This window comes from Amycolatopsis sp. NBC_01286 (assembly GCF_035982555.1).
Lineage (GTDB): Bacteria > Actinomycetota > Actinomycetes > Mycobacteriales > Pseudonocardiaceae > Amycolatopsis.
In genome coordinates this window covers 9,310,092-9,326,671 of the sequence record NZ_CP108428.1, presented here as the reverse complement: position 1 = coordinate 9,326,671, position 16,580 = coordinate 9,310,092, and the positions used below count along the sequence as shown (strand labels likewise).

Here is a 16,580-nt window from a genome sequence, read left to right as displayed (position 1 = left end):
CGGCCGCGGCCCGCATGGCGGCGCAGCCGGATCCGCACGCGGCCTTGATCCCGGTCGTCGCGGATTCTGGGCCCACGGTGAAGCCCTGACGCAGGAGCCGCTGGGGTGGCGTGACCGAGCGTTCGAGCGCGGCGATAAGCGGGCGACGGTGTGCTCAAGGGCGGTTCGGGGTGGCCAAGGCGGTGGTGAGGAAGTCCTGGGCTACTTCGCGCAGCTTCAGGTTCTTCTCCTGTGACGCCTTGACCAGCAGGTCGAAGGCGTCGTCGGCCGGGATTTGGTGTAGGGCCATCAAGATGCCCTTCGCCTGGTCGATCACCGCTCGGGAGGTCAGTGCGGTGCGTAGCTGTTCCATCGTCTCGCGGGCCGTCTGGTGTCGGCGGGTGCTGCGCAGTGCCGCTTCGGCGGCGGTGGTGTAGAGCGCCAGCAGGGCCCCGTCGAGCGCGCCGAAGCTGTTGCCGCCGGTGTCGTACAGGTTGAGTGAACCGTGGTACTCGTGGTCGATGAACAGCGGCGCGGACAGGTAGCCGAGCACCGCGGACTCGGCGGCGGCCGCGGCGAACTCGGGCCACTGCTGCGCCGCTTCGGTCACCTTGACCCGCTGGAGCTCGCCGGTCCGGGCGGCCTCCAGGCAGGGGCCTTGCCCGGCGTCGTACTGGGCCTGGTCGATGTGGTGCGCGCTGTCACCGGTCGACGCCGCGGTGTAGGGGTTGCCCTCGCGCAGCAGGGTGATGCTGGCGAGTTCCGCGTCCGGCACGGCGTGCACGACCTGCTGGCACACCCGCTGCAGCACCACCGACAGCGCTTCTTCCTCCTTGAAGGTGCCGGCCAGCCGGTCCAACGCGGTGGTGACGTCGTCCACTCGCCGTGCGGCGTCCCGCTCGTCAAGCAGGTTCTCGTCCATGGGGCGCTCCTTCGGGGGCAATGCGCTCGGTCTCGGGTGTGCGGGTACGCCGAAGACTAATCGTCCGATCAGCTGATCATCGAGCCGGGAAACGGCGGCGGTGTCACGTGATCCTCACGCGGTGGTGAGCCGTCGATCCGCCGTCCGAGGGGATTCTCGCGTGTCCCGCTCTCGTCTCGGCCACTTACCGTCACCGAAACGCGGAATGCCAGGACACTGTGTGAGCGTCGGCACTTTGACGCGGTCCGCCGCGGCCCCGTTCACTTGTCTTCGTTCCGGTGGCGCATCCGGACCGCCGGGAAGGACGAAGACGACTATGGGTACGCCGGATCTGGTCAGGGAATCCGCGCTGGGCGGGCGGTTGGTGCTGTGGGAGGAGTCGGCCCGCGACGGCGCGCAGGGCAAAACCCTGATGAGCGGGGACTTCCGCGTCCGGCTGGCCCGTGAGCACGGCCGGGTCTTCGGTGGTGACGGCCCCCGGCACGTCGTGTTCGCGGCCGGATTCCCCGCGGTGTGCGCGGAAGAGTTCGCCGCCACCCGCCGGGTCGCCGTAGAGGCGGCCGGATCCGTGAGTCCCGCCGCGGTCTGCCGGGCCACCCTCGACGACGTGCGGCAAGCGTGCGACGCGGTGCGGGGTACGCCGAACGCGCGGGTGATGATCGTGGTGCCCGCGTCCGACGTGATGGCCGACGCGATGGTCCACCGGCCCGCCGTCGACGCGCTGGCCGACGCCGTCACGCTGGTGCGGGCCGTGCGCGACGGCGGCACCGGCGTCATCCCGGACGTGTGTTTCGCCGACGCGCCGCGCGCCGACGTCGACGTGCTGGCCGGCGCGGCGAACGCGCTGACCGAGGCCGGCGCCGGCGTGATCGTCGTCGCCGACACCACCGGCGACCTGCTCACCGAGCGGTGCGCCGAGCTGTTCCAGAGGCTGGTCGAGCGGGTGGCCGACGACGTCGTCCTGGCCTCGCACCTGCACAACGACCTCGGGCTCGGCCTGGCGAACACGCTGGCGGCGGTCCGGGCCGGCGTCCGGGTGGTGTCGAGTTCCTGGCTGGGCGTCGCGGAACGCAGCGGCATGGTCGCCACCGAGCAGCTCCTGTTCCTGCTCGCCCACCGCACCACCGAACTGCTGGGCGAGGCCGACCTCTGGCACACGGCGCCCGACCTGACCCGGATTCCCGCGATCGCCCGCGCGGTGGCGGCGGAGACGGGCCTGCCGCTGACGGTGACCACCCCGATCGTCGGCACCGGCGTCGGCACGATCTCCACCGGCACGCCGTTCGTGCGGCCGGCGACGTTCCAGCCCTTCGACCCGGCGGTGCTGGGCATCGAGCCGACCGTGGTGCTCACCCACCTGGCCAGTACCCGGGTGCTGCGCGCGGTCGGCGAACGGGCCGGCCTGGTGCTCGACCGCGCGGAGACGGCGGCGGCGCTGGCCTGGGTGAAGGCCGAAGCGTTCCGCCGCAACGAAGCGGTCGTCCCGGTCGAGAGCCTCGTCGGGTTCGTCGACGCGTTCCGCGCGACCGCCGCGGTGCCGGCGACGTGACGGCGATCCTGACGCAGCCGGCCGCGGCGGCCGAGGCGTTGCGGGCGGGCTCGGCGGTCGTGTTCCCGAACCCGTACCCGCTGACCTCGGTGGTCGCCGCGACCGCGCCCGGCGTCGTCAACACCGCCAAGGGCCGCCCCGCGGACCAGGCCGTCGCGTTGTGGCTCGTCGACGACGAGCCCTGGTCCGAGTTCTCCGCCGCCCTCGACCTCGACGACGCCACCCGGGTGCTCGTCCGCGAGCTCCTGGTGCGCGAACGGCTGACGCTGCTGCTGCCCGTGGTGAGCGGCCGGGCGCCGGGCTGGGCGTCACCGGCCACCCGCGACGGCCACGCGTTGGTGTTCGGCGCGTGCGGGGATCCGGTGCGCCCGATCCTCACGGACGTCGGGCACCTCCACGTCAGCAGCGCCAACCGCACCGGACACCCGCCGGCGGCCTCTGCCGCCGAGGCGCGCGCGATTTTCCCGCCGGACGTGCACGTCCTCGAGAGCGCCGATGACTCGCCCGCGGCCGGGCGCGCGGCGACCACCACACTGTGCGTGGGCCGGAACCGCAGCTTGACGCACACCCGCCTCGGCGCTCAGGACCGCGCACACGGCGGCCCGGAGGCTTACCTCGCGCACTTGCGGGCCGGTTACGTCACCTGAGCACCCTCGGTGTTCGGCTCAGTCCCGCACGACCCGCAGGCACAGCCGGGTGAGGACGGCGCGGAGCTCGTCGTCGGGCAGTGCGTCGAGGCGGCGGGTCACGACGCCCAGGTCGCTGATCAGCGAGTAGGCCGCGATCTGGTCCGCCGTCGGCGCCGGGCCGAACAGCAGGTGCAGGGCGCGGTCGGCCAGCTCGTCGAGGGTGCGGCTGATGCCGGGGTGCCGCCGGACGATCGGGTCGGCGTGGCTCATCGGCGCCAGCGTGCGGTACGCGGTGACGACCTGGCCGACCCAGTGCGTGACGAAGGATTCGCGGCGCTCGTCGCGGTCGGCGATCTGCTCGAGCGCGTCGAGCCCGGCGGCCAGCGCGGCGACCGTGGGTTCGAGCAGGGCCTCGAGGATCGCGATCTTGGTGCGGAAGTAGTAGTAGACGTTCGCCTTCGTGACACCCATCGTGTCGGCGATCTGCTGCAGCGAAGTGGCGTCGAACCCGTGCTCCAGGAACAGCCTCCGCGCCGTGTCCAGCACCGCCTGCCTGGTCTTCTCGGCCTGCGCCGCCCGTACCGCCGCCACGCGGTCATCGTAGCGCCCGCGGCGGACCGGAGGTGGTGCTACTCTTAGTTTCGTTAGCCGAACGGCTAACGAAGCGAGGAGGACGTGATGTCAGGTTCGGTGCTGGTGACCGGCGGGACCGGCTACGTGGCGGGCTGGTGCGTCGCCGAGCTGCTCGGCCGCGGTTACGACGTGCGGGCGACCGTGCGTGACGCGAGCCGGGGCGAGCGGGTGCGGCGGGCGGTCGCGTCCGTCTCGGACCGGACGGACCACCTGGAGTTCGCGGTGGCGGACCTGACCCGCGACGACGGCTGGGAGGAAGCCCTCGACGGGTGCGACCACGTCCTGCACGTCGCCTCGCCGCTTGGTGCGGACGGCGCGGATGCGCAGGCCTTGCTGGTCCCGGCCCGCGACGGCACGCTGCGGGTGCTGCGCGCCGCGGCCGCGGCGGGGGTCCAGCGGGTGGTCATGACGTCGGCGGCGAACACGGCCAGCCCGACGTCCTACACCGCCGACGGCGTCACCGACGAGACACTGTGGACGGACCTGGACGCGCCGAAGCTGCCCGCCTACCGGCGTTCGAAGACGGCGGCCGAGCTGGCGGCGTGGGAGTTCATGAAGTCCTACGACGGGCCGATGACGCTCGCCACGATCCTGCCGGGCGCGGTGTTCGGGCCGGTGCTGTCGCCCGACACGCCGGGCTCGGTCCGGATCATCTCCCGGCTGCTGGCCGGCGCGATGCCCGGCACCCCGCGCATCGGCCTGGAGGTCGTCGACGTGCGGGACCTCGCCGACGTCCACGTCCGCGCCATGACCGCCCCCGCGGCGGCCGGCCAGCGGTTCCTCGCGACCGGCGAGTTCCTGTGGATGCACGACATCGCGCGCATCCTGCGCGACGGCCTCGGCGAGGACGGCCGCAAGGTCCCGACGCGCAAGCTGCCGGACCTCGCCGTCCGCGTGTCCGCGCTGTTCGACCGCTCGCTGCGGGAGATCATGCCCTCCCTCGGCCGCCGCAGCCGCCACAGCACGGCGAAGGCGAAGTCGTTGCTGGACTGGACACCGCGGCCGGCGGAGGTCGCCGTCCTCGACTGCGCCCGCAGCCTCATCGACCACGACGTCGTCGGGAAGTGACGCCCATGAGCCCCCAGAATCCCATCGAGGACACGCCGTTCGACGCCGCGTCGACGGCCGAGCAGGTCGCCGCCGGCGTCGATCTCACCGGCAAGCTCGCCGTCGTCACCGGCGGGCACTCGGGCATCGGCCGGGAGACGACCCGGGTGCTGCGCGAGCGCGGTGCCCACGTCGTCGTCCCCGTGCGCGATCCCGCCAAGGCCGCGGGCATGCTCGACGGCATCGCCGGCGTCGAGATCGACCGGCTCGACCTCGCCGACCCGGCGTCGGTGGACGCGTTCGTGCGGCGGTTCCTCGCGTCGGGCCGCGCGGTGGACATCCTGGTCGCGAGCGCGGGGATCATGGGCGTGCCCTTGACGCGCGACGCGCGCGGCCACGAGTCGCACTTCGCGACCAACCACCTCGGGCACTTCCGGCTCACCGCAAGGCTTTCGCCGGCGTTGGCCCGGGGCGCCCGCGTGGTGTCGGTGTCCGCGGCGGCGCACCGGCTGTCGCCGGTCGTGTTCGACGACCTGGCCTTCAAGCGCCGCGAGTACCACCCGATGCTCGGGTACGGCCAGTCGAAGACGGCGAACATCCTGTTCGCGCTCGAGCTGGATCGCCTTGGGGTGCAGGCGTTCTCCGTCCACCCGGGGTCCATTGTGGACACCAATCTGAGCGGCTGGGCCACCCCGGAGACGCTGCGGGCGATGAAGCTCGTCGACGACGACGGCAAGCCGGTGATCGACCCGTACGCGGGCAAGAAGACGGTCCAGCAGGGCGCGTCGACCAGCGTGTGGTGCGCGGTCAGCCCCCAGCTGGCCGACGTCGGCGGGGTGTACTGCCTGGACAACAACATCGCGCCGGTGGCGCCGGAGCGTGACCACGACGCGAGCCGGCACGGGACGGGCGAAGTCCCGCCGGCGGGCGTGTCCCCGCACGCGATCGACCCGGCCGCGGCCGCGCGGTTGTGGTCGGTGAGCGAGGAACTGACGGGCGTCAGCTTCCCGGCGCGGTGACGGCCCGGTTCACGGTGTCGCCGGGCGCACCTTCAGCACGTCACCGCGGGGGGCCGGCTCCCGCAGGCCGCGGCGGAGGTACTCGCCGACCGCGACGGCTTGGGCGGGCAGGCCGGTCAGCTCCAGGATGTCGAGCACCGCGTGGCCCGCGGCCGCGGCGAACGTCGAGAAGTACCCGTAGCGGCCCGCCAGGACGTCGGCGATCTTGCGCCGCGTGACGACGGCGCCGATCGGGTTGCCCACGCCCATCGGCTTGTCCAGCGTCACCAGGTCCGGCGTGATCCCGGAGAGAGCGAAGCGTCACAGCTGCGGCCCGCAGCCCGAGCCGGACGCAGGCCCGCTGCACGTCACGGCGATGCCCGTAAGCGGGCATGAAGGCATGCTAGCATGCGGGCATGACTCAAGCCGTCAAACGGCAGTTCAGCGTCTACCTGCCACCCGAGCTCATCAGGCGGGTCAAGCACGCGTCCGTCGACGCCGACGAGTCGCTCTCGGCGTTCGTCGAGCACGCGCTCGAGGAGTACCTGCGACGCGGTGAGGAGCGATCGTGATGCGCGTGCTGCCGATCCGCTACAGCGCGGACGTCGAGGCCCTGACGCGGTTCTACCGGGCCCTCGGCCTGGAGAGCGGGCCGGCGTCGCGCCCCGGCGGCTGGATCGAGCTGCCCGCCGACGGCGGCACGCTGGCCCTGCACCGCGGGACCGCCGAGGAGGCCGGCCGGTGCGAGCTGGCGTTCGAGGCCGACGAACCGCTGGAGGACGTCGCGGATCGCTTGCGGGCGGCCGGGTTCGAGCCCGGCCCGGTGACCGACGAAGGCTTCGGCTTCTCGTTGCGCGTCCGGGATCCCGACGGCGTGTGGGTGCAGATCAACCGGTACGACCGAGAGCTGTACACGTGAGAGGTGCCCCGCCGGTGCTCGCCGCCGGGATCGTCGCGCTCGAGTTCGCGGCCGCCGTGACCGGGTTCGTCGCGTCCACGCTGCTGCCCGTCGTCGCCGACGACCTGGACGCGCGGGGCCGGCTCGGGCTCCTGATCGCCGGTTCGACACTGGGGTTGTTCGTCGCGCTCCCGCTGGCGAGCCGGGTGGTGGGCCGGCTGGGCCCGCGGCGCACGCTCGCCGCCGGGATGCTCGCCTACCTCGGCGGGCTCGCGCTGGCCGCGTCCGCTCGGGCGGCGTGGGTGTTCGCGCTGGGGCAGTTCACCAGCGGCCTGGCCGGCGGGCTCTTGGCGGTGTTCGGGATCAGCTCCGCGATCCGGCACCTCGACGAACGGCTGCGCATCCGGGTGGTCGCGGCGTCGTCGGCGATGTGGATCGTGCCCGCCCTGATCGGCCCGGCCGCGACGCTGGGCCTGGAACACCTCGTCGGGTGGCACTGGACCCTGCTGGTGCCGGTGCCGTTCGTCCTTTTCGGACGGCTGCTGGTCGTGCGCGCCGTCCGGGACGACCCCGCCGTCGAGGCCGCGCCGCGCCCGCTGGGCCGGACGCTGTCGGTGCCGCTGGGCGCCGCGTGCGTCGTGCTGAGCGCGGGGTGGTGGCCGCTCGCGATCGCCGGTGCGGCGCTCACGGTGGCGGGGACGGTCGCGATCCTGCCCGCGGGAACCGCGCGCCTGCGGCGGGGGACACCCGCCGCGCTCGGGGCGATGGTGCTGTTCGCGGCCGGCTACTTCGGCGCGGACAGCCTGATCACCGTGCTGCTGACGAGCGGGTTCCGGATGAGCCTCGGGCAGGCGGCGGTCGTGCTCAGCGCCGCCCCGCTGGGGTGGGCGGTGACGAGCCTCCTGGTCACGCGGAGCGCGTCGGCGTTTCCGGTCGCCGGCCTGAGCCTGACCGCGCTCGGCACGGCGGTGCCGGCGGTCGAGCTGGCCACCGGCGGCTCGTTCGGCGTCGTCCTCGGCGCGTGGACCGCGGCCGGGATCGGCGTCGGGCTCGCGTACCCCAGCCTGTACATCCGGGCGACGACCGCGGGCTCGAGCGGATTCACGGCCACGGAGCTGGCGACCGCGGTCATCACGGCCGAATGCGTCGGCCAGCTCCTGGGCCGTGCGGTCGGCGGCACCTTGAGCTCGGCCGGCACCACCGGCGGGCTGGTCGCTTCCTACGTGCTGTTCGCGCTCGCCCTGATCGCGACCGCGGGTGCCGCGAGCCGGACATCGACCGCCGGGTAGCCATCATTCCGGCGGGGTATCGGTGAATCCGGGCGGCGCCGACCGGACCGATTCCCGCTCGAAACGACGTCGATTACGCGGAATGGCCCATGGCCGCGCCGCTGAACGGCTGTCATGCCTTACTTCTTCACGGCGGCGACCTTCTTGCGCGGCGTGCGCTTGCGGGCCGCGACCGGTTCGGCGGCCTGTCGCTGCGCCTCGTCGTAGGCGGTGACGATCTCGGAGGAGAGGCGGCCGCGCTCGGAGACCTCATAGCCGCTTTCCCCGGCCCAGGCGCGGATCGCGCGTGAGCGCTCACGGTCCGCGCTGCTCGCCGTCGACTGCCCGGTGGCGACGCGCACCTTGCGGCCGCCGGTCTTGCGGCTCGCGGCGATGAACCGCGCGAGTTCCCCGCGCAGGGCGGTGGCGTTGTCGTCGGAGAGGTCGATCTCGTAGCTGACGCCGTCGAGGCCGAAGGGAATGGTGTGGGTGGCGGGGCTGCCGTCGAGGTCGTCCAGCATCTCGACGAGGACCTTTTGCGCCATGGGAATTCTCCAACCGGTTGACTGTGTGTCCGTGGTGACCAGGAGCACGATATGCGGGATCCACTGTGGATCATACATACCCACCGGTATTATCGCAATTTCCCGAAAACGCGAACAAGTATCGTGAAAATGTCACAGGGCCGGGCGGACGGCGTTTATGGCCGGTGCGGGCGCCGCCGTTGACGACCGCGTTCGTTCCACCTGATCAGCCGGGCCGCTCGGGTGAGCGGAGCAGGTCGTCGAGGCCGCCGCGGGCGTCCGCCATGACGAGCTCCTCCGCGGTGGCCGCGTCGCCGGCGCGCAGGGCGCGGACCAGCGCGCGGTGGCCGGAGTAGCGGTCGAGCCCGAACCGGTCGTCGGCCAGCACGTGCTCGACCAGGCGGCTGCGCCGCTCGGCGCGGGAGAACACCCGGCTCTGCTCCAGTAGCCGCACGAGCACCGGGTTGCCGGCGCACGCGCTCACCTCGTCGTTGAACCGCTGGAAGACGTCGAGCAGGGTGTGGACGTAGTTCTCGACGCGCTGCCCGTCGGCGTGCCGCTGGCGCATGACGATCACCAGGTCGTCGGCGGTGTCGAGGAGCGCGTCGAGCCGGACCAGGTGGCCCTTCGTCGCGTGCCGGGCCGCGAAGCGCGCGACCAGCCCGCGCAGGGCGACCTCCACCTCGGCCAGGTCCCGGATCGCGGCGTCCCCGATCATCGCGACGACCACCGTCCGCGGCCCGGCGCGCTCGATGAGGCCGTCCTGCTCCAGGCGCCGGATCGCTTCGCGGACCGGGGTGGGGCTGACGGCGAAGCGTTCGGCCAGGCCGCGTTCGGTGACCTTTTCGCCCGGGCGCAGGTCGCCCGCGGCGATGGCGTCCTGCACCGCGCGGTAGGTGCGGTCGGCGAGCGTCTCCGCCACCGGGGCGGCCGGTGACTGCTGATTCATGTCCTCACCTTAACCGAGCCATGGCATCCCGTTATGCCACCGTTGACAGTTTTGCTATAGCATCTCTAGGGTGACGACAGCGCCGACGCGACGAAGCGGCCGCGGCCCCCGGAGGACTTGCGATGACCACAGTGGACACCCCGAGGGGGCGGAAGAGCGGGCGGCGCATCACGTTCTACGTCGCGCTGGCCGTCTTCGCCCAGGAATCGACGTGGAACTTCTACGACGCGCAGGTGCCCCCGCTGCTGCGCGAGCACGTCGGCAGCGCCGCCGTCATCGGGCTGCTGATGGGCATGGACAACGTGCTGGGCCTGTTCATCCAGCCCTGGATCGGCAACCGGTCGGACAACACCCGCACCCGCTGGGGCCGGCGGATCCCGTACCTGGCCGTCGGCATGCCGATCGCCGCCGTCCTGTTCGCCACGATCCCGCTCGCGTCGTCGCTGCCGGCGCTGATCGCGCTCATGTTCGCCTACGCGCTGGTGGCGAACAGCTTCAAGCCGCTGGGGGAGGCGCTGCTGCCCGACTTCATCCGCCCGGAGCGCCGCAGCCGGGCCAACGCGGCGGTGAAGATCGCGTCCAGCCTCACCATCATCGTCTCGGCGCTGATCAGCACGTTCCTCGTCGACTCGCACCCCAAGCTGGCCTTCTCGGTGCCTTCGGTCCTGATGCTCGTGTCCGCCGCGGTGCTGGTGTGGCGGGTCCGGGACAGCACCTCGCGCGCCTACCGGGAAGCCGTGGCGGAGGACCGGGAACCGGCGCGGGAAGACACGCCCAAACCGCGCATGCGCGACATCCTGCGGGACATCGCCGGTGACCCCGACCGCACCCGGCTGCTGGTGATCCTGGCGATCCTGCTGTTCGGCGCCGCGTGGGCGGCGTCCCGGTCGCTGATCACCAACTACGGCATCGAGGCTCTCGGCCTGTCCCGCGGCAGCGCTGGCGGCCTCACGTTGCCCAGCGGGGTGGCGTTCCTGCTCGCGGCGTACCCGCTGGCCCTGCTGTCGGAGCGGATCGGCCGGGTCCGGGTGATGGCCATGGGCGCGACGGTCTTCGTGGTGTCCCTGACGATCGGCACGCTCCTGCACACCCCCACGGCGACGATCGTCGCCCTGTGCGTGGCCGCCATCGGCGCGGCCGGCTTCGTGATCAACGGCGCGGTGGTGCTGTGGAACCTGGCGCCGTCCAGCCGGGTCCTGGGCACGTACACCGCGCTGTACACGGTGGGCTGGGCCACGGGCGGCTTCCTGGGCCCCGCGGTGGTGGGCGGAATGGTCGACGTGACCGGCTGGCGCCTCATGCCGATCGACGCCGCATTGCTCGCGGTGTTCGCCCTGGCCGCGGTGGTACGCATAGAACTGCTGCGGCGCCGGTCTTCGAGCGAGACGGGGGCCGCGTTGTGAGCACGGTTCTGGTCACCACCGACTACATCCGCCCCGGCGGCGGGGCTGCGGTGGCGTTGTCCGGCGCGGGCCGTGTGGTCGGTTTCGGCGAGGGTGCGGCTGCGGCTCGTGGTGTCGGCCGTCTTGCGCTTCGCGGCGCCGTGGTGCCGATCCACCAAGGAAGGGCGGCGGTGTTGTGAGCACGGTTCTGGTCACCACGGACTGCACCGGCCCCGGCGATGAGGCTGCGGTGGTGTTGTCCGGTGCGGGCCGTGCGGTCGGTTTCGGCAGCGGCGCGGGTGGTTCGACTGCGGCTCGCGGTGTCGGCTGTTCTGCGCTTCGAAGCGCCGTGGTGCCGGTTCACCGACGAAGGGCGGCCGCGCTGTGAGCACGATCCTGGTCACCACCGACTACACCCGCCCCGGCGACGAGGCCGACACCATCCTCACCGCCGCCGGGCACGATGTCCGCTACCGCACGGGAGCGCGTGGTGACGAACTGGCCGCGGCCCTGGGCGATGCGGTCGGTGCCATCGTCTCCACCGACCCGTTGACGGCGGACGTCCTCGAACGCGCACCACTGCTGCGGGCCGTCGTCCGCTCGGGTGTCGGGTACGACTCGGTCGACGTCGATGCCGCTGCCCGCCTCGGCATCCGGGTCAGCAACCTGCCCGGGGTCAACAGCAACGCCGTCGCCGAGTACACGCTCGCCCTGCTGCTGGCCGGCGCCCGGCGGCTGGTCGAGTCGGCCGTGGGAGTGCGCGAAGGCGGGTGGCCCAGGCAGAGCGGCCGCGAGCTGCGCGGTGCCACGCTCGGGCTCGTCGGGCATGGCCCGGCCGCACGGGCCGTCGTCCCGCTCGCGCGGGCGTTCGGGATGCGGGTCCTGTGCGCCACCGCCTACCCGGACGGCGGTGCACCCGGCGTCGAGTTCGTCGAGCTGCCGGAGTTGTTGCGCGAAGCGGACTACGTGTCGCTGCACACCGCCTTGACCGCACGGACCCGGCACCTCCTCGACGCCGCCGCGCTGGCGTTGATGAAGCCCACGGCGATCCTCGTCAACACCGCGCGCGGGGCACTCGTCGACGAAGCCGCCTTGGCCGGGGCCGTCACCGCGGGGCGGCTCGCCGGTGCCGCCCTCGACGTCGCCCAGGCCGAACCGCTACCGGCCGACAGTCCGCTGCGCGGGGTGGCCGGCATCACCGTGTATTCGCACCTCGCCGGCCAGACCGCCGAAGCCCGGCGGGCCACCGCCATCGCGGCGGCGCACGAACTGCTCGCGTCCCTGCGCGGCGAACCCCGTACCCCCGTAACAGCTAGGAGAGATCAGTGAACGACACGGCAGTGGGCGTCCTCGTGCCCACGGGCATGATCGGCGCGGGGTTCGCCCCGGAAACGGTCGAACGCGGCCTCGCGCTCGGCGCCGACGTCATCGCCGTCGACGGCGGCTCGACCGACTCCGGGCCCCACTACCTCGGGTCCGGCACCCCGAAGACGTCCACCGCCGCGGTCGCCCGCGACATGCGCCTGCTGCTGCGCGCGGCGGCGAAGGCCCGCATCCCGCTCATCGTCGGGTCGTGCGGCACCAGCGGGGCGGACAGCGGTGTCGACTGGCTCGCGGACATCACCGCCGGGATCCTCGCCGAAGACCGGCTCGACCTGACCGTCGCCACCATCCACAGCGAGCAGGACCCCGCTTACCTCCGGCGCCGGCTCGCCGAGGGGGCGATCCACCCGCTGCCCCCGCTCGGGCCGCTCGACCGCGCGACCCTCGACGGCTGCGTGCGGGTCGTCGGGATGATGGGCCACGAACCCATCGAGGAGGCCTTGCGCGCGGGCGCCGACGTCGTGCTGGCCGGGCGGGCCACCGACACCGCCGTCGCGGCCGCTTTCGCGCTGCTGAAAGGACTGCCGCCCGGCCCGGTCTGGCACGCGGCCAAGATCGTCGAGTGTGGCGGCCAGTGCACGACGAACCCCCGCTCCGGCGGCGTGTTCGCGCGGATCGACCAGGATGGCTTCACGATCGAGCCGCTCGACCCCGCGGCGTCGTGCACGCCGACGTCGGTCGCCGCGCACATGCTCTACGAGACCGCGAACCCGTTCCGGATGCGGGAGCCCGCCGGCACCCTCGACGTCTCACGCGCGACCTACCGCGCAGTCGACGACCGGATCGTGCGCGTGGAGGGCTCGGTGTTCGAACCCGCCGCGCAGCACACGATCAAGCTCGAAGGCGCCCGGCTCACCGGCTACGAAACCATGTCGTTCTCGGCCATCCGCGACCCGCACATCCTGGCCGGCATCGAGGACTGGGCCGCGCTGCTGAAGAAAGTGCTCGTCGAGCGCGTGCACCAGACGCTCGCGCTGGGGGAGGGGGACTACGAGTTCGACGTCCGGCTCTACGGCCACAACGCGATCCTCGAAGACCTGGACCCCGCGACCACCCCGGCCCGCGAGGTCGGCGTCATGCTGCTGGTGCACGCCGCCGACCAGGCCACCGCGACCGCCGTCGCCAAGATCGCCAACCCGCTGATGCTGCACCTGCCGACGGCGGACATGCCGTACCTGCCGAGCCTCGCGTTCCCGACCTCGCCGGCCGAGACCGAGCGCGGGCCGGTGTACGAGTTCGCGCTCAACCACGTCGTCGACTCCGAGACCCCGACCACGATGTTCCGCACCACCATCCGGAAGGCCCGCGTCGATGCCTGACACCCTGCAAGACCTCGCGACCGAGGTGCGCTCGAAGAACGCGGGCCCGTTCTGGGTCACCATGGAGGTGTTCCTGCGCGACGACGCGGGTTACCTCGTCGCCGCCGACGAGGAGTTCTTGAACGAGACCGTGATCGCGCGGCTGTACGGCGTCCCGGCCGCCGGAGTGGAGATCTTCCGCATCCCGGCGCTCAACGTCGTCAAGATCTCCTTCCCCCGCCCGATTCCCCAGGGCAGCCTGCGCGACCGCGACATCCACGCCGGGCAGCACCACGTGCCACTGGCACTCCTGGAGCTGCCCGGCCGAGCTGCCGGGGGGTGAGGTTCAGCGCACGGCCTTGCGGCGCACGAACCCGATCACGCCGGTCGCGACGAACAGGATCGCGCCCACGATGATCAGCCAGAACAGGCCCTTGATGACGATCCCGAGCACCACCAGCACGGCCCAGATGACCAGCAGGCCGACGATAAGTCCCATGACGCGTTCCTCTCGGTCGATGTGTCGCGTGGGTACCCCGCAGCCCGGCGATCCACTCGGCGGAAGCATCACCGTCCGGTCGCGCCGGGGCGACGTGAGTCACCGGTGTGGGGGACGCTCGTGTGCGGGCCCGGCCGCCGGGGTAACCAGCCGGCATGACGTCCATCGGCTACTTCCTGTCCTGCGAGCAGTACGGCCCTCGCGAGCTCGTCGCCCAGGCCCGGGCGGCCGAGCGCGCCGGCTTCGAGCGGCTGTGGATCTCGGACCACTTCCACCCCTGGAACGACGCCCAGGGCCAGAGCCCGTTCGTCTGGTCGGTGCTCGGCGCCCTGTCCGAGGCCGTCTCCCTGCCGATCACGACGGCGGTGACCTGCCCGACCGTCCGGCTGCACCCGGCCGTGATCGCGCAGGCCGCGGCGACCGCCGCCGTCCAGCTCGACGGCCGGTTCGTGCTGGGCGTCGGCTCGGGGGAGGCGCTCAACGAGCACATCCTCGGCGACCCCTGGCCCTCGGCCGGGCAGCGGCTGGCGATGCTGGAGGAGGCCGTCGAGGTCATCCGCCTGCTGCACGCGGCGGGCGCGCGCGGCGAGTCGATCAGCCACCACGGTGAGCACTACGACGTGGTGGACGCCCGGATCTACACCGTGCCGGCCGAGCCGGTGCCGATCTACGTGTCCGGGTTCGGGCCGCAGGCCACCGAGCTGGCCGGGCGCATCGGCGACGGCTACTGCACGGTCGTGCCGGACGCCGACCTCGTCCGCGCGTTCCGCGAGTCCGGTGGCGGCGGCAAGCCGGTGCAGGCCGGGATGAAGGTCTGCTGGGACGCCGACACCGACGCCGCGCTCGACCAGGCGCACCGGCTGTGGCCCAACGACGTCCTGCCCGGCCAGCTCGCCCAGATCCTGCCGCGCCCCGAGGACTTCGAGGCCGCGACGTCGTTCGTCCCGCGCGCGGACGTCGCGGAGGCGATCGTGTGCGGCGACGACCCGAAGGCCCACGCCGAGCGGGTGCGCCAGTACGTCGACGCCGGGGTGGACGAGATCTACGTCCAGCAGGTCGGTGCCGACCACGACGGCTTCTTCCGCGGCTGGCAGGAGTACGTCCTGCCGGAGTTCCACTGAGGAATGGGCGCGTCTCTGGCAGGGTGACGTGATGGCCTGCCGCATCAGCGAAATCGTCATCGACGCCCGGGACCCGGAGACACTGGCGAAGTTCTGGGCCGCCGTGCTCGGCTACGTCGAGATCGGCCGGGAGCCCGACGGCATCGAGATCGGCCCGCCCGGCACCGGCTTCGGCGGCCCGCAGCCGACGCTCGTCCTCGGCGTCGGCGGGTCGGGGAAGGCGGCGAAGCTGCCGCTGCACCTGGACGTCAGCCCCACCGACCGGGACCAGGACGCCGAACTGCGCCGGCTGCTGGAGCTGGGCGCCAGACCGGCCGACGTCGGGCAGACCGGCGACGAGAGCTGGCACGTCCTGCAGGACCCGGAGGGCAACGAGTTCTGCCTGCTGCGGACCCGCGTCGACCCGGCGGCCTGAGCGGCAGTCCGAAGTGGACACCGCCGGACCGACGGGGTGGCCGGTCCCGCGCACTGGGCCGGAAACCCGGTCAGGCCTGGACTTCCTCGGCGTGCTCCGGCCGTAGGCGGTCGAGGGCCGGGCGGCTCAGGCGGGGTCGGCCGCCCGCGTGCTCGGTCGTCGCCGCGGCTGCCGCGACCGCGAGGCAGGCCGCCGTCTCCAGCGGACGCCTGCGGGTCAGCGCCGCTGTGAGGGTCGCGACCAGCGCGTCCCCGGCTCCGGTGGTGTCGACGACGTCGGTCTCGACGTCCGGGACGAACCAGGTGCCGTCCGGCCCGGCGAACAGGTTGCCCTGTCCGGACACCTCGAGCACGACCAGCGACGGCCCGCGCCGCCGCAGTTCGGCCGCGGCGCGGACGGCCGTCTCGAGGTCCGCCACCGGCTGCCCGGTGAGCGTCTCGGTCTCGTGGGCGCCGGCGCGCACGACGTCGGACAGGGCGAGCAGCTCGTCGGTCAGGTCCGGGTCTTCCGGCGCGCCGTCCAGCACGACGCGGGTGCCCGCGGTGTGCGCCAGCCGCGCGGCCAGCAACGCCGCCGGCGCGGGCTGCTGCAGCTGGACGATCAGGGAGCAGGCGGCCGAGATCGGCGCGGCGGCGGCGGCGACGTCGGTCTCGGTCACCAGCGTGGCGGCCGGGATGTGCTCCAGGTAGCGGCGGCGGCCGTGCTCGTCGACGACGTCGACGATCAGCGCCGTCTCGGCGCCGCGCCGGCGGACCACGTGCGTGGTGCCGATGCGGTCGGCCCGGGCCCGCGCGCGCAGGGCGTCGCCGACGAGGTCCTCGCCGACCACGCCGACGAGCGACACCGACGTGCCCAGCTGGCTCAGGGCCACGGCCTGGTTGGCGCCCTTCCCGCCGAGCACCTCCTGCCGGTGCTGCACCTCGGCCGACGACCCCGCGTCGGGTGCGTCCGGGACTTCGACCACCAGGTCACGAGCGACCTGGCCGACGACCACGACTTCGCTGGGCATGTAGTGCCTCCTCGGCTCCGCAGGTCGGCTACCCCGCGCCGCGAGCACGGCAAACCGCTCGTTCGGGTAGGTGAGCC

General features: G+C 72.9%; 21 protein-coding genes. 14 read left to right on the top strand and 7 right to left on the bottom strand.

Annotation, left to right across the window (positions count from 1 at the left end; all coding sequences use genetic code 11):
- Window positions 1-154: 154 nt before the first annotated feature.
- Window positions 155-901, bottom strand: coding sequence for a GAF and ANTAR domain-containing protein (locus OG570_RS42635; protein WP_326954409.1), 747 nt, complete (start codon window positions 899-901; stop codon window positions 155-157).
- Window positions 902-1,217: 316 nt separating this feature from the next.
- On the opposite strand from OG570_RS42635, the gene OG570_RS42630 reads away from it, so the two are divergent.
- Together OG570_RS42630 and OG570_RS42625 are read left to right on the top strand one after the other, a co-directional pair.
- Window positions 1,218-2,450 carry a 2-isopropylmalate synthase gene (locus OG570_RS42630; RefSeq protein WP_326954408.1) on the top strand — a complete coding sequence of 411 codons (1,233 nt, stop codon included), beginning with the start codon at window positions 1,218-1,220 and terminating at the stop codon, window positions 2,448-2,450.
- Entirely contained in the window at window positions 2,447-3,097 is a 651-nt protein-coding gene (locus tag OG570_RS42625) for a hypothetical protein (RefSeq protein WP_326954407.1), read from the top strand. Before OG570_RS42630 ends, OG570_RS42625 begins: the two co-directional genes overlap by 4 nt.
- Window positions 3,098-3,115: 18 nt before the next feature.
- Here OG570_RS42625 and OG570_RS42620 read toward each other — a convergent pair whose 3' ends face one another.
- On the bottom strand, window positions 3,116-3,670 hold the full coding sequence (locus OG570_RS42620; RefSeq protein ID WP_326954406.1) for a TetR/AcrR family transcriptional regulator: 555 nt from the start codon (window positions 3,668-3,670) through the stop codon (window positions 3,116-3,118).
- Between the two features lie 87 nt (window positions 3,671-3,757).
- On the opposite strand from OG570_RS42620, the gene OG570_RS42615 reads away from it, so the two are divergent.
- Both OG570_RS42615 and OG570_RS42610 read left to right on the top strand, forming a co-directional pair.
- A complete protein-coding gene (locus OG570_RS42615; RefSeq protein WP_326954405.1) occupies window positions 3,758-4,780 on the top strand; it encodes an NAD-dependent epimerase/dehydratase family protein in 1,023 nt (340 codons plus the stop codon).
- Window positions 4,781-4,785: 5 nt separating this feature from the next.
- Window positions 4,786-5,778, top strand: coding sequence for an SDR family NAD(P)-dependent oxidoreductase (locus OG570_RS42610; RefSeq protein ID WP_326954404.1), 993 nt, complete (start codon window positions 4,786-4,788; stop codon window positions 5,776-5,778).
- A gap of 9 nt (window positions 5,779-5,787) precedes the next feature.
- Here the strand turns inward: OG570_RS42610 and OG570_RS42605 are convergent, their stop codons facing one another.
- Window positions 5,788-6,060, bottom strand: coding sequence for a hypothetical protein (locus tag OG570_RS42605; protein ID WP_326960312.1), 273 nt, complete (start codon window positions 6,058-6,060; stop codon window positions 5,788-5,790).
- A gap of 113 nt (window positions 6,061-6,173) precedes the next feature.
- Between OG570_RS42605 and OG570_RS42600 the strand changes: the two genes are divergently transcribed.
- The 3 genes from OG570_RS42600 to OG570_RS42590 are packed head-to-tail and all read left to right on the top strand — an operon-like array spanning window position 6,174 to window position 7,944.
- Window positions 6,174-6,329, top strand: a complete 156-nt coding sequence (locus OG570_RS42600) for a CopG family transcriptional regulator (protein ID WP_247049876.1) — start codon at window positions 6,174-6,176, stop codon at window positions 6,327-6,329.
- Entirely contained in the window at window positions 6,329-6,676 is a 348-nt protein-coding gene (locus tag OG570_RS42595) for a VOC family protein (protein ID WP_326954403.1), read from the top strand. The genes OG570_RS42600 and OG570_RS42595 overlap by 1 nt, the downstream gene beginning before the upstream one ends.
- On the top strand, window positions 6,673-7,944 hold the full coding sequence (locus OG570_RS42590) for an MFS transporter (RefSeq protein ID WP_326954402.1): 1,272 nt from the start codon (window positions 6,673-6,675) through the stop codon (window positions 7,942-7,944). The genes OG570_RS42595 and OG570_RS42590 overlap by 4 nt, the downstream gene beginning before the upstream one ends.
- Before the next feature lie 119 nt (window positions 7,945-8,063).
- Here the strand turns inward: OG570_RS42590 and OG570_RS42585 are convergent, their stop codons facing one another.
- Window positions 8,064-8,468: a histone-like nucleoid-structuring protein Lsr2 gene (locus OG570_RS42585; RefSeq protein WP_247049881.1), complete on the bottom strand. Its 405-nt coding sequence runs from the start codon at window positions 8,466-8,468 to the stop codon at window positions 8,064-8,066.
- Between the two features lie 205 nt (window positions 8,469-8,673).
- Entirely contained in the window at window positions 8,674-9,396 is a 723-nt protein-coding gene (locus OG570_RS42580) for a GntR family transcriptional regulator (protein ID WP_326954401.1), read from the bottom strand.
- A gap of 122 nt (window positions 9,397-9,518) precedes the next feature.
- Between OG570_RS42580 and OG570_RS42575 the strand changes: the two genes are divergently transcribed.
- From OG570_RS42575 to OG570_RS42555, 5 genes are all read left to right on the top strand, one after another.
- Window positions 9,519-10,799: an MFS transporter gene (locus OG570_RS42575; RefSeq protein WP_326954400.1), complete on the top strand. Its 1,281-nt coding sequence runs from the start codon at window positions 9,519-9,521 to the stop codon at window positions 10,797-10,799.
- The gene (locus OG570_RS42570) at window positions 10,796-10,978 is read left to right on the top strand and encodes a hypothetical protein (protein WP_326954399.1); all 183 of its coding nucleotides are present in this window, start codon (window positions 10,796-10,798) and stop codon (window positions 10,976-10,978) included. The genes OG570_RS42575 and OG570_RS42570 overlap by 4 nt, the downstream gene beginning before the upstream one ends.
- Window positions 10,979-11,162: 184 nt before the next feature.
- A complete protein-coding gene (locus OG570_RS42565; protein WP_326954398.1) occupies window positions 11,163-12,107 on the top strand; it encodes an NAD(P)-dependent oxidoreductase in 945 nt (314 codons plus the stop codon).
- Window positions 12,104-13,480: an acyclic terpene utilization AtuA family protein gene (locus OG570_RS42560; protein ID WP_326954397.1), complete on the top strand. Its 1,377-nt coding sequence runs from the start codon at window positions 12,104-12,106 to the stop codon at window positions 13,478-13,480. Before OG570_RS42565 ends, OG570_RS42560 begins: the two co-directional genes overlap by 4 nt.
- Window positions 13,473-13,802, top strand: a complete 330-nt coding sequence (locus OG570_RS42555; RefSeq protein ID WP_326954396.1) for a DUF4387 domain-containing protein — start codon at window positions 13,473-13,475, stop codon at window positions 13,800-13,802. The genes OG570_RS42560 and OG570_RS42555 overlap by 8 nt, the downstream gene beginning before the upstream one ends.
- 3 nt (window positions 13,803-13,805) lie before the next feature.
- Here OG570_RS42555 and OG570_RS42550 read toward each other — a convergent pair whose 3' ends face one another.
- The gene (locus OG570_RS42550) at window positions 13,806-13,958 is read right to left on the bottom strand and encodes a hypothetical protein (RefSeq protein ID WP_326954395.1); all 153 of its coding nucleotides are present in this window, start codon (window positions 13,956-13,958) and stop codon (window positions 13,806-13,808) included.
- A gap of 155 nt (window positions 13,959-14,113) precedes the next feature.
- Between OG570_RS42550 and OG570_RS42545 the strand changes: the two genes are divergently transcribed.
- On the top strand, window positions 14,114-15,079 hold the full coding sequence (locus OG570_RS42545) for a TIGR03557 family F420-dependent LLM class oxidoreductase (RefSeq protein WP_326948247.1): 966 nt from the start codon (window positions 14,114-14,116) through the stop codon (window positions 15,077-15,079).
- Between the two features lie 31 nt (window positions 15,080-15,110).
- A complete protein-coding gene (locus tag OG570_RS42540; RefSeq protein ID WP_326948248.1) occupies window positions 15,111-15,494 on the top strand; it encodes a VOC family protein in 384 nt (127 codons plus the stop codon).
- Window positions 15,495-15,564: 70 nt separating this feature from the next.
- Here OG570_RS42540 and OG570_RS42535 read toward each other — a convergent pair whose 3' ends face one another.
- Complete coding sequence (locus tag OG570_RS42535; RefSeq protein WP_326954394.1) at window positions 15,565-16,503, bottom strand: PfkB family carbohydrate kinase; 939 nt, start codon at window positions 16,501-16,503, stop codon at window positions 15,565-15,567.
- Window positions 16,504-16,580: the final 77 nt, after the last annotated feature.

Bases quoted from the DNA above. Each gene is read 5' to 3' on its own strand.
- OG570_RS42635 (WP_326954409.1), bottom strand. From the start codon at position 901: ATGGACGAGAACCTGCTTGACGAGCGGGACGCCGCACGGCGAGTGGAC.
- OG570_RS42630 (WP_326954408.1), top strand. From the start codon at position 1,218: ATGGGTACGCCGGATCTGGTCAGGGAATCCGCGCTGGGCGGGCGGTTG.
- OG570_RS42615 (WP_326954405.1), top strand. From the start codon at position 3,758: ATGTCAGGTTCGGTGCTGGTGACCGGCGGGACCGGCTACGTGGCGGGC.
- OG570_RS42610 (WP_326954404.1), top strand. From the start codon at position 4,786: ATGAGCCCCCAGAATCCCATCGAGGACACGCCGTTCGACGCCGCGTCG.
- OG570_RS42600 (WP_247049876.1), top strand. From the start codon at position 6,174: ATGACTCAAGCCGTCAAACGGCAGTTCAGCGTCTACCTGCCACCCGAG.
- OG570_RS42595 (WP_326954403.1), top strand. From the start codon at position 6,329: ATGCGCGTGCTGCCGATCCGCTACAGCGCGGACGTCGAGGCCCTGACG.
- OG570_RS42585 (WP_247049881.1), bottom strand. From the start codon at position 8,468: ATGGCGCAAAAGGTCCTCGTCGAGATGCTGGACGACCTCGACGGCAGC.
- OG570_RS42580 (WP_326954401.1), bottom strand. From the start codon at position 9,396: ATGAATCAGCAGTCACCGGCCGCCCCGGTGGCGGAGACGCTCGCCGAC.
- OG570_RS42575 (WP_326954400.1), top strand. From the start codon at position 9,519: ATGACCACAGTGGACACCCCGAGGGGGCGGAAGAGCGGGCGGCGCATC.
- OG570_RS42555 (WP_326954396.1), top strand. From the start codon at position 13,473: ATGCCTGACACCCTGCAAGACCTCGCGACCGAGGTGCGCTCGAAGAAC.
- OG570_RS42550 (WP_326954395.1), bottom strand. From the start codon at position 13,958: ATGGGACTTATCGTCGGCCTGCTGGTCATCTGGGCCGTGCTGGTGGTG.
- OG570_RS42545 (WP_326948247.1), top strand. From the start codon at position 14,114: ATGACGTCCATCGGCTACTTCCTGTCCTGCGAGCAGTACGGCCCTCGC.
- OG570_RS42540 (WP_326948248.1), top strand. From the start codon at position 15,111: ATGGCCTGCCGCATCAGCGAAATCGTCATCGACGCCCGGGACCCGGAG.
- OG570_RS42535 (WP_326954394.1), bottom strand. From the start codon at position 16,503: ATGCCCAGCGAAGTCGTGGTCGTCGGCCAGGTCGCTCGTGACCTGGTG.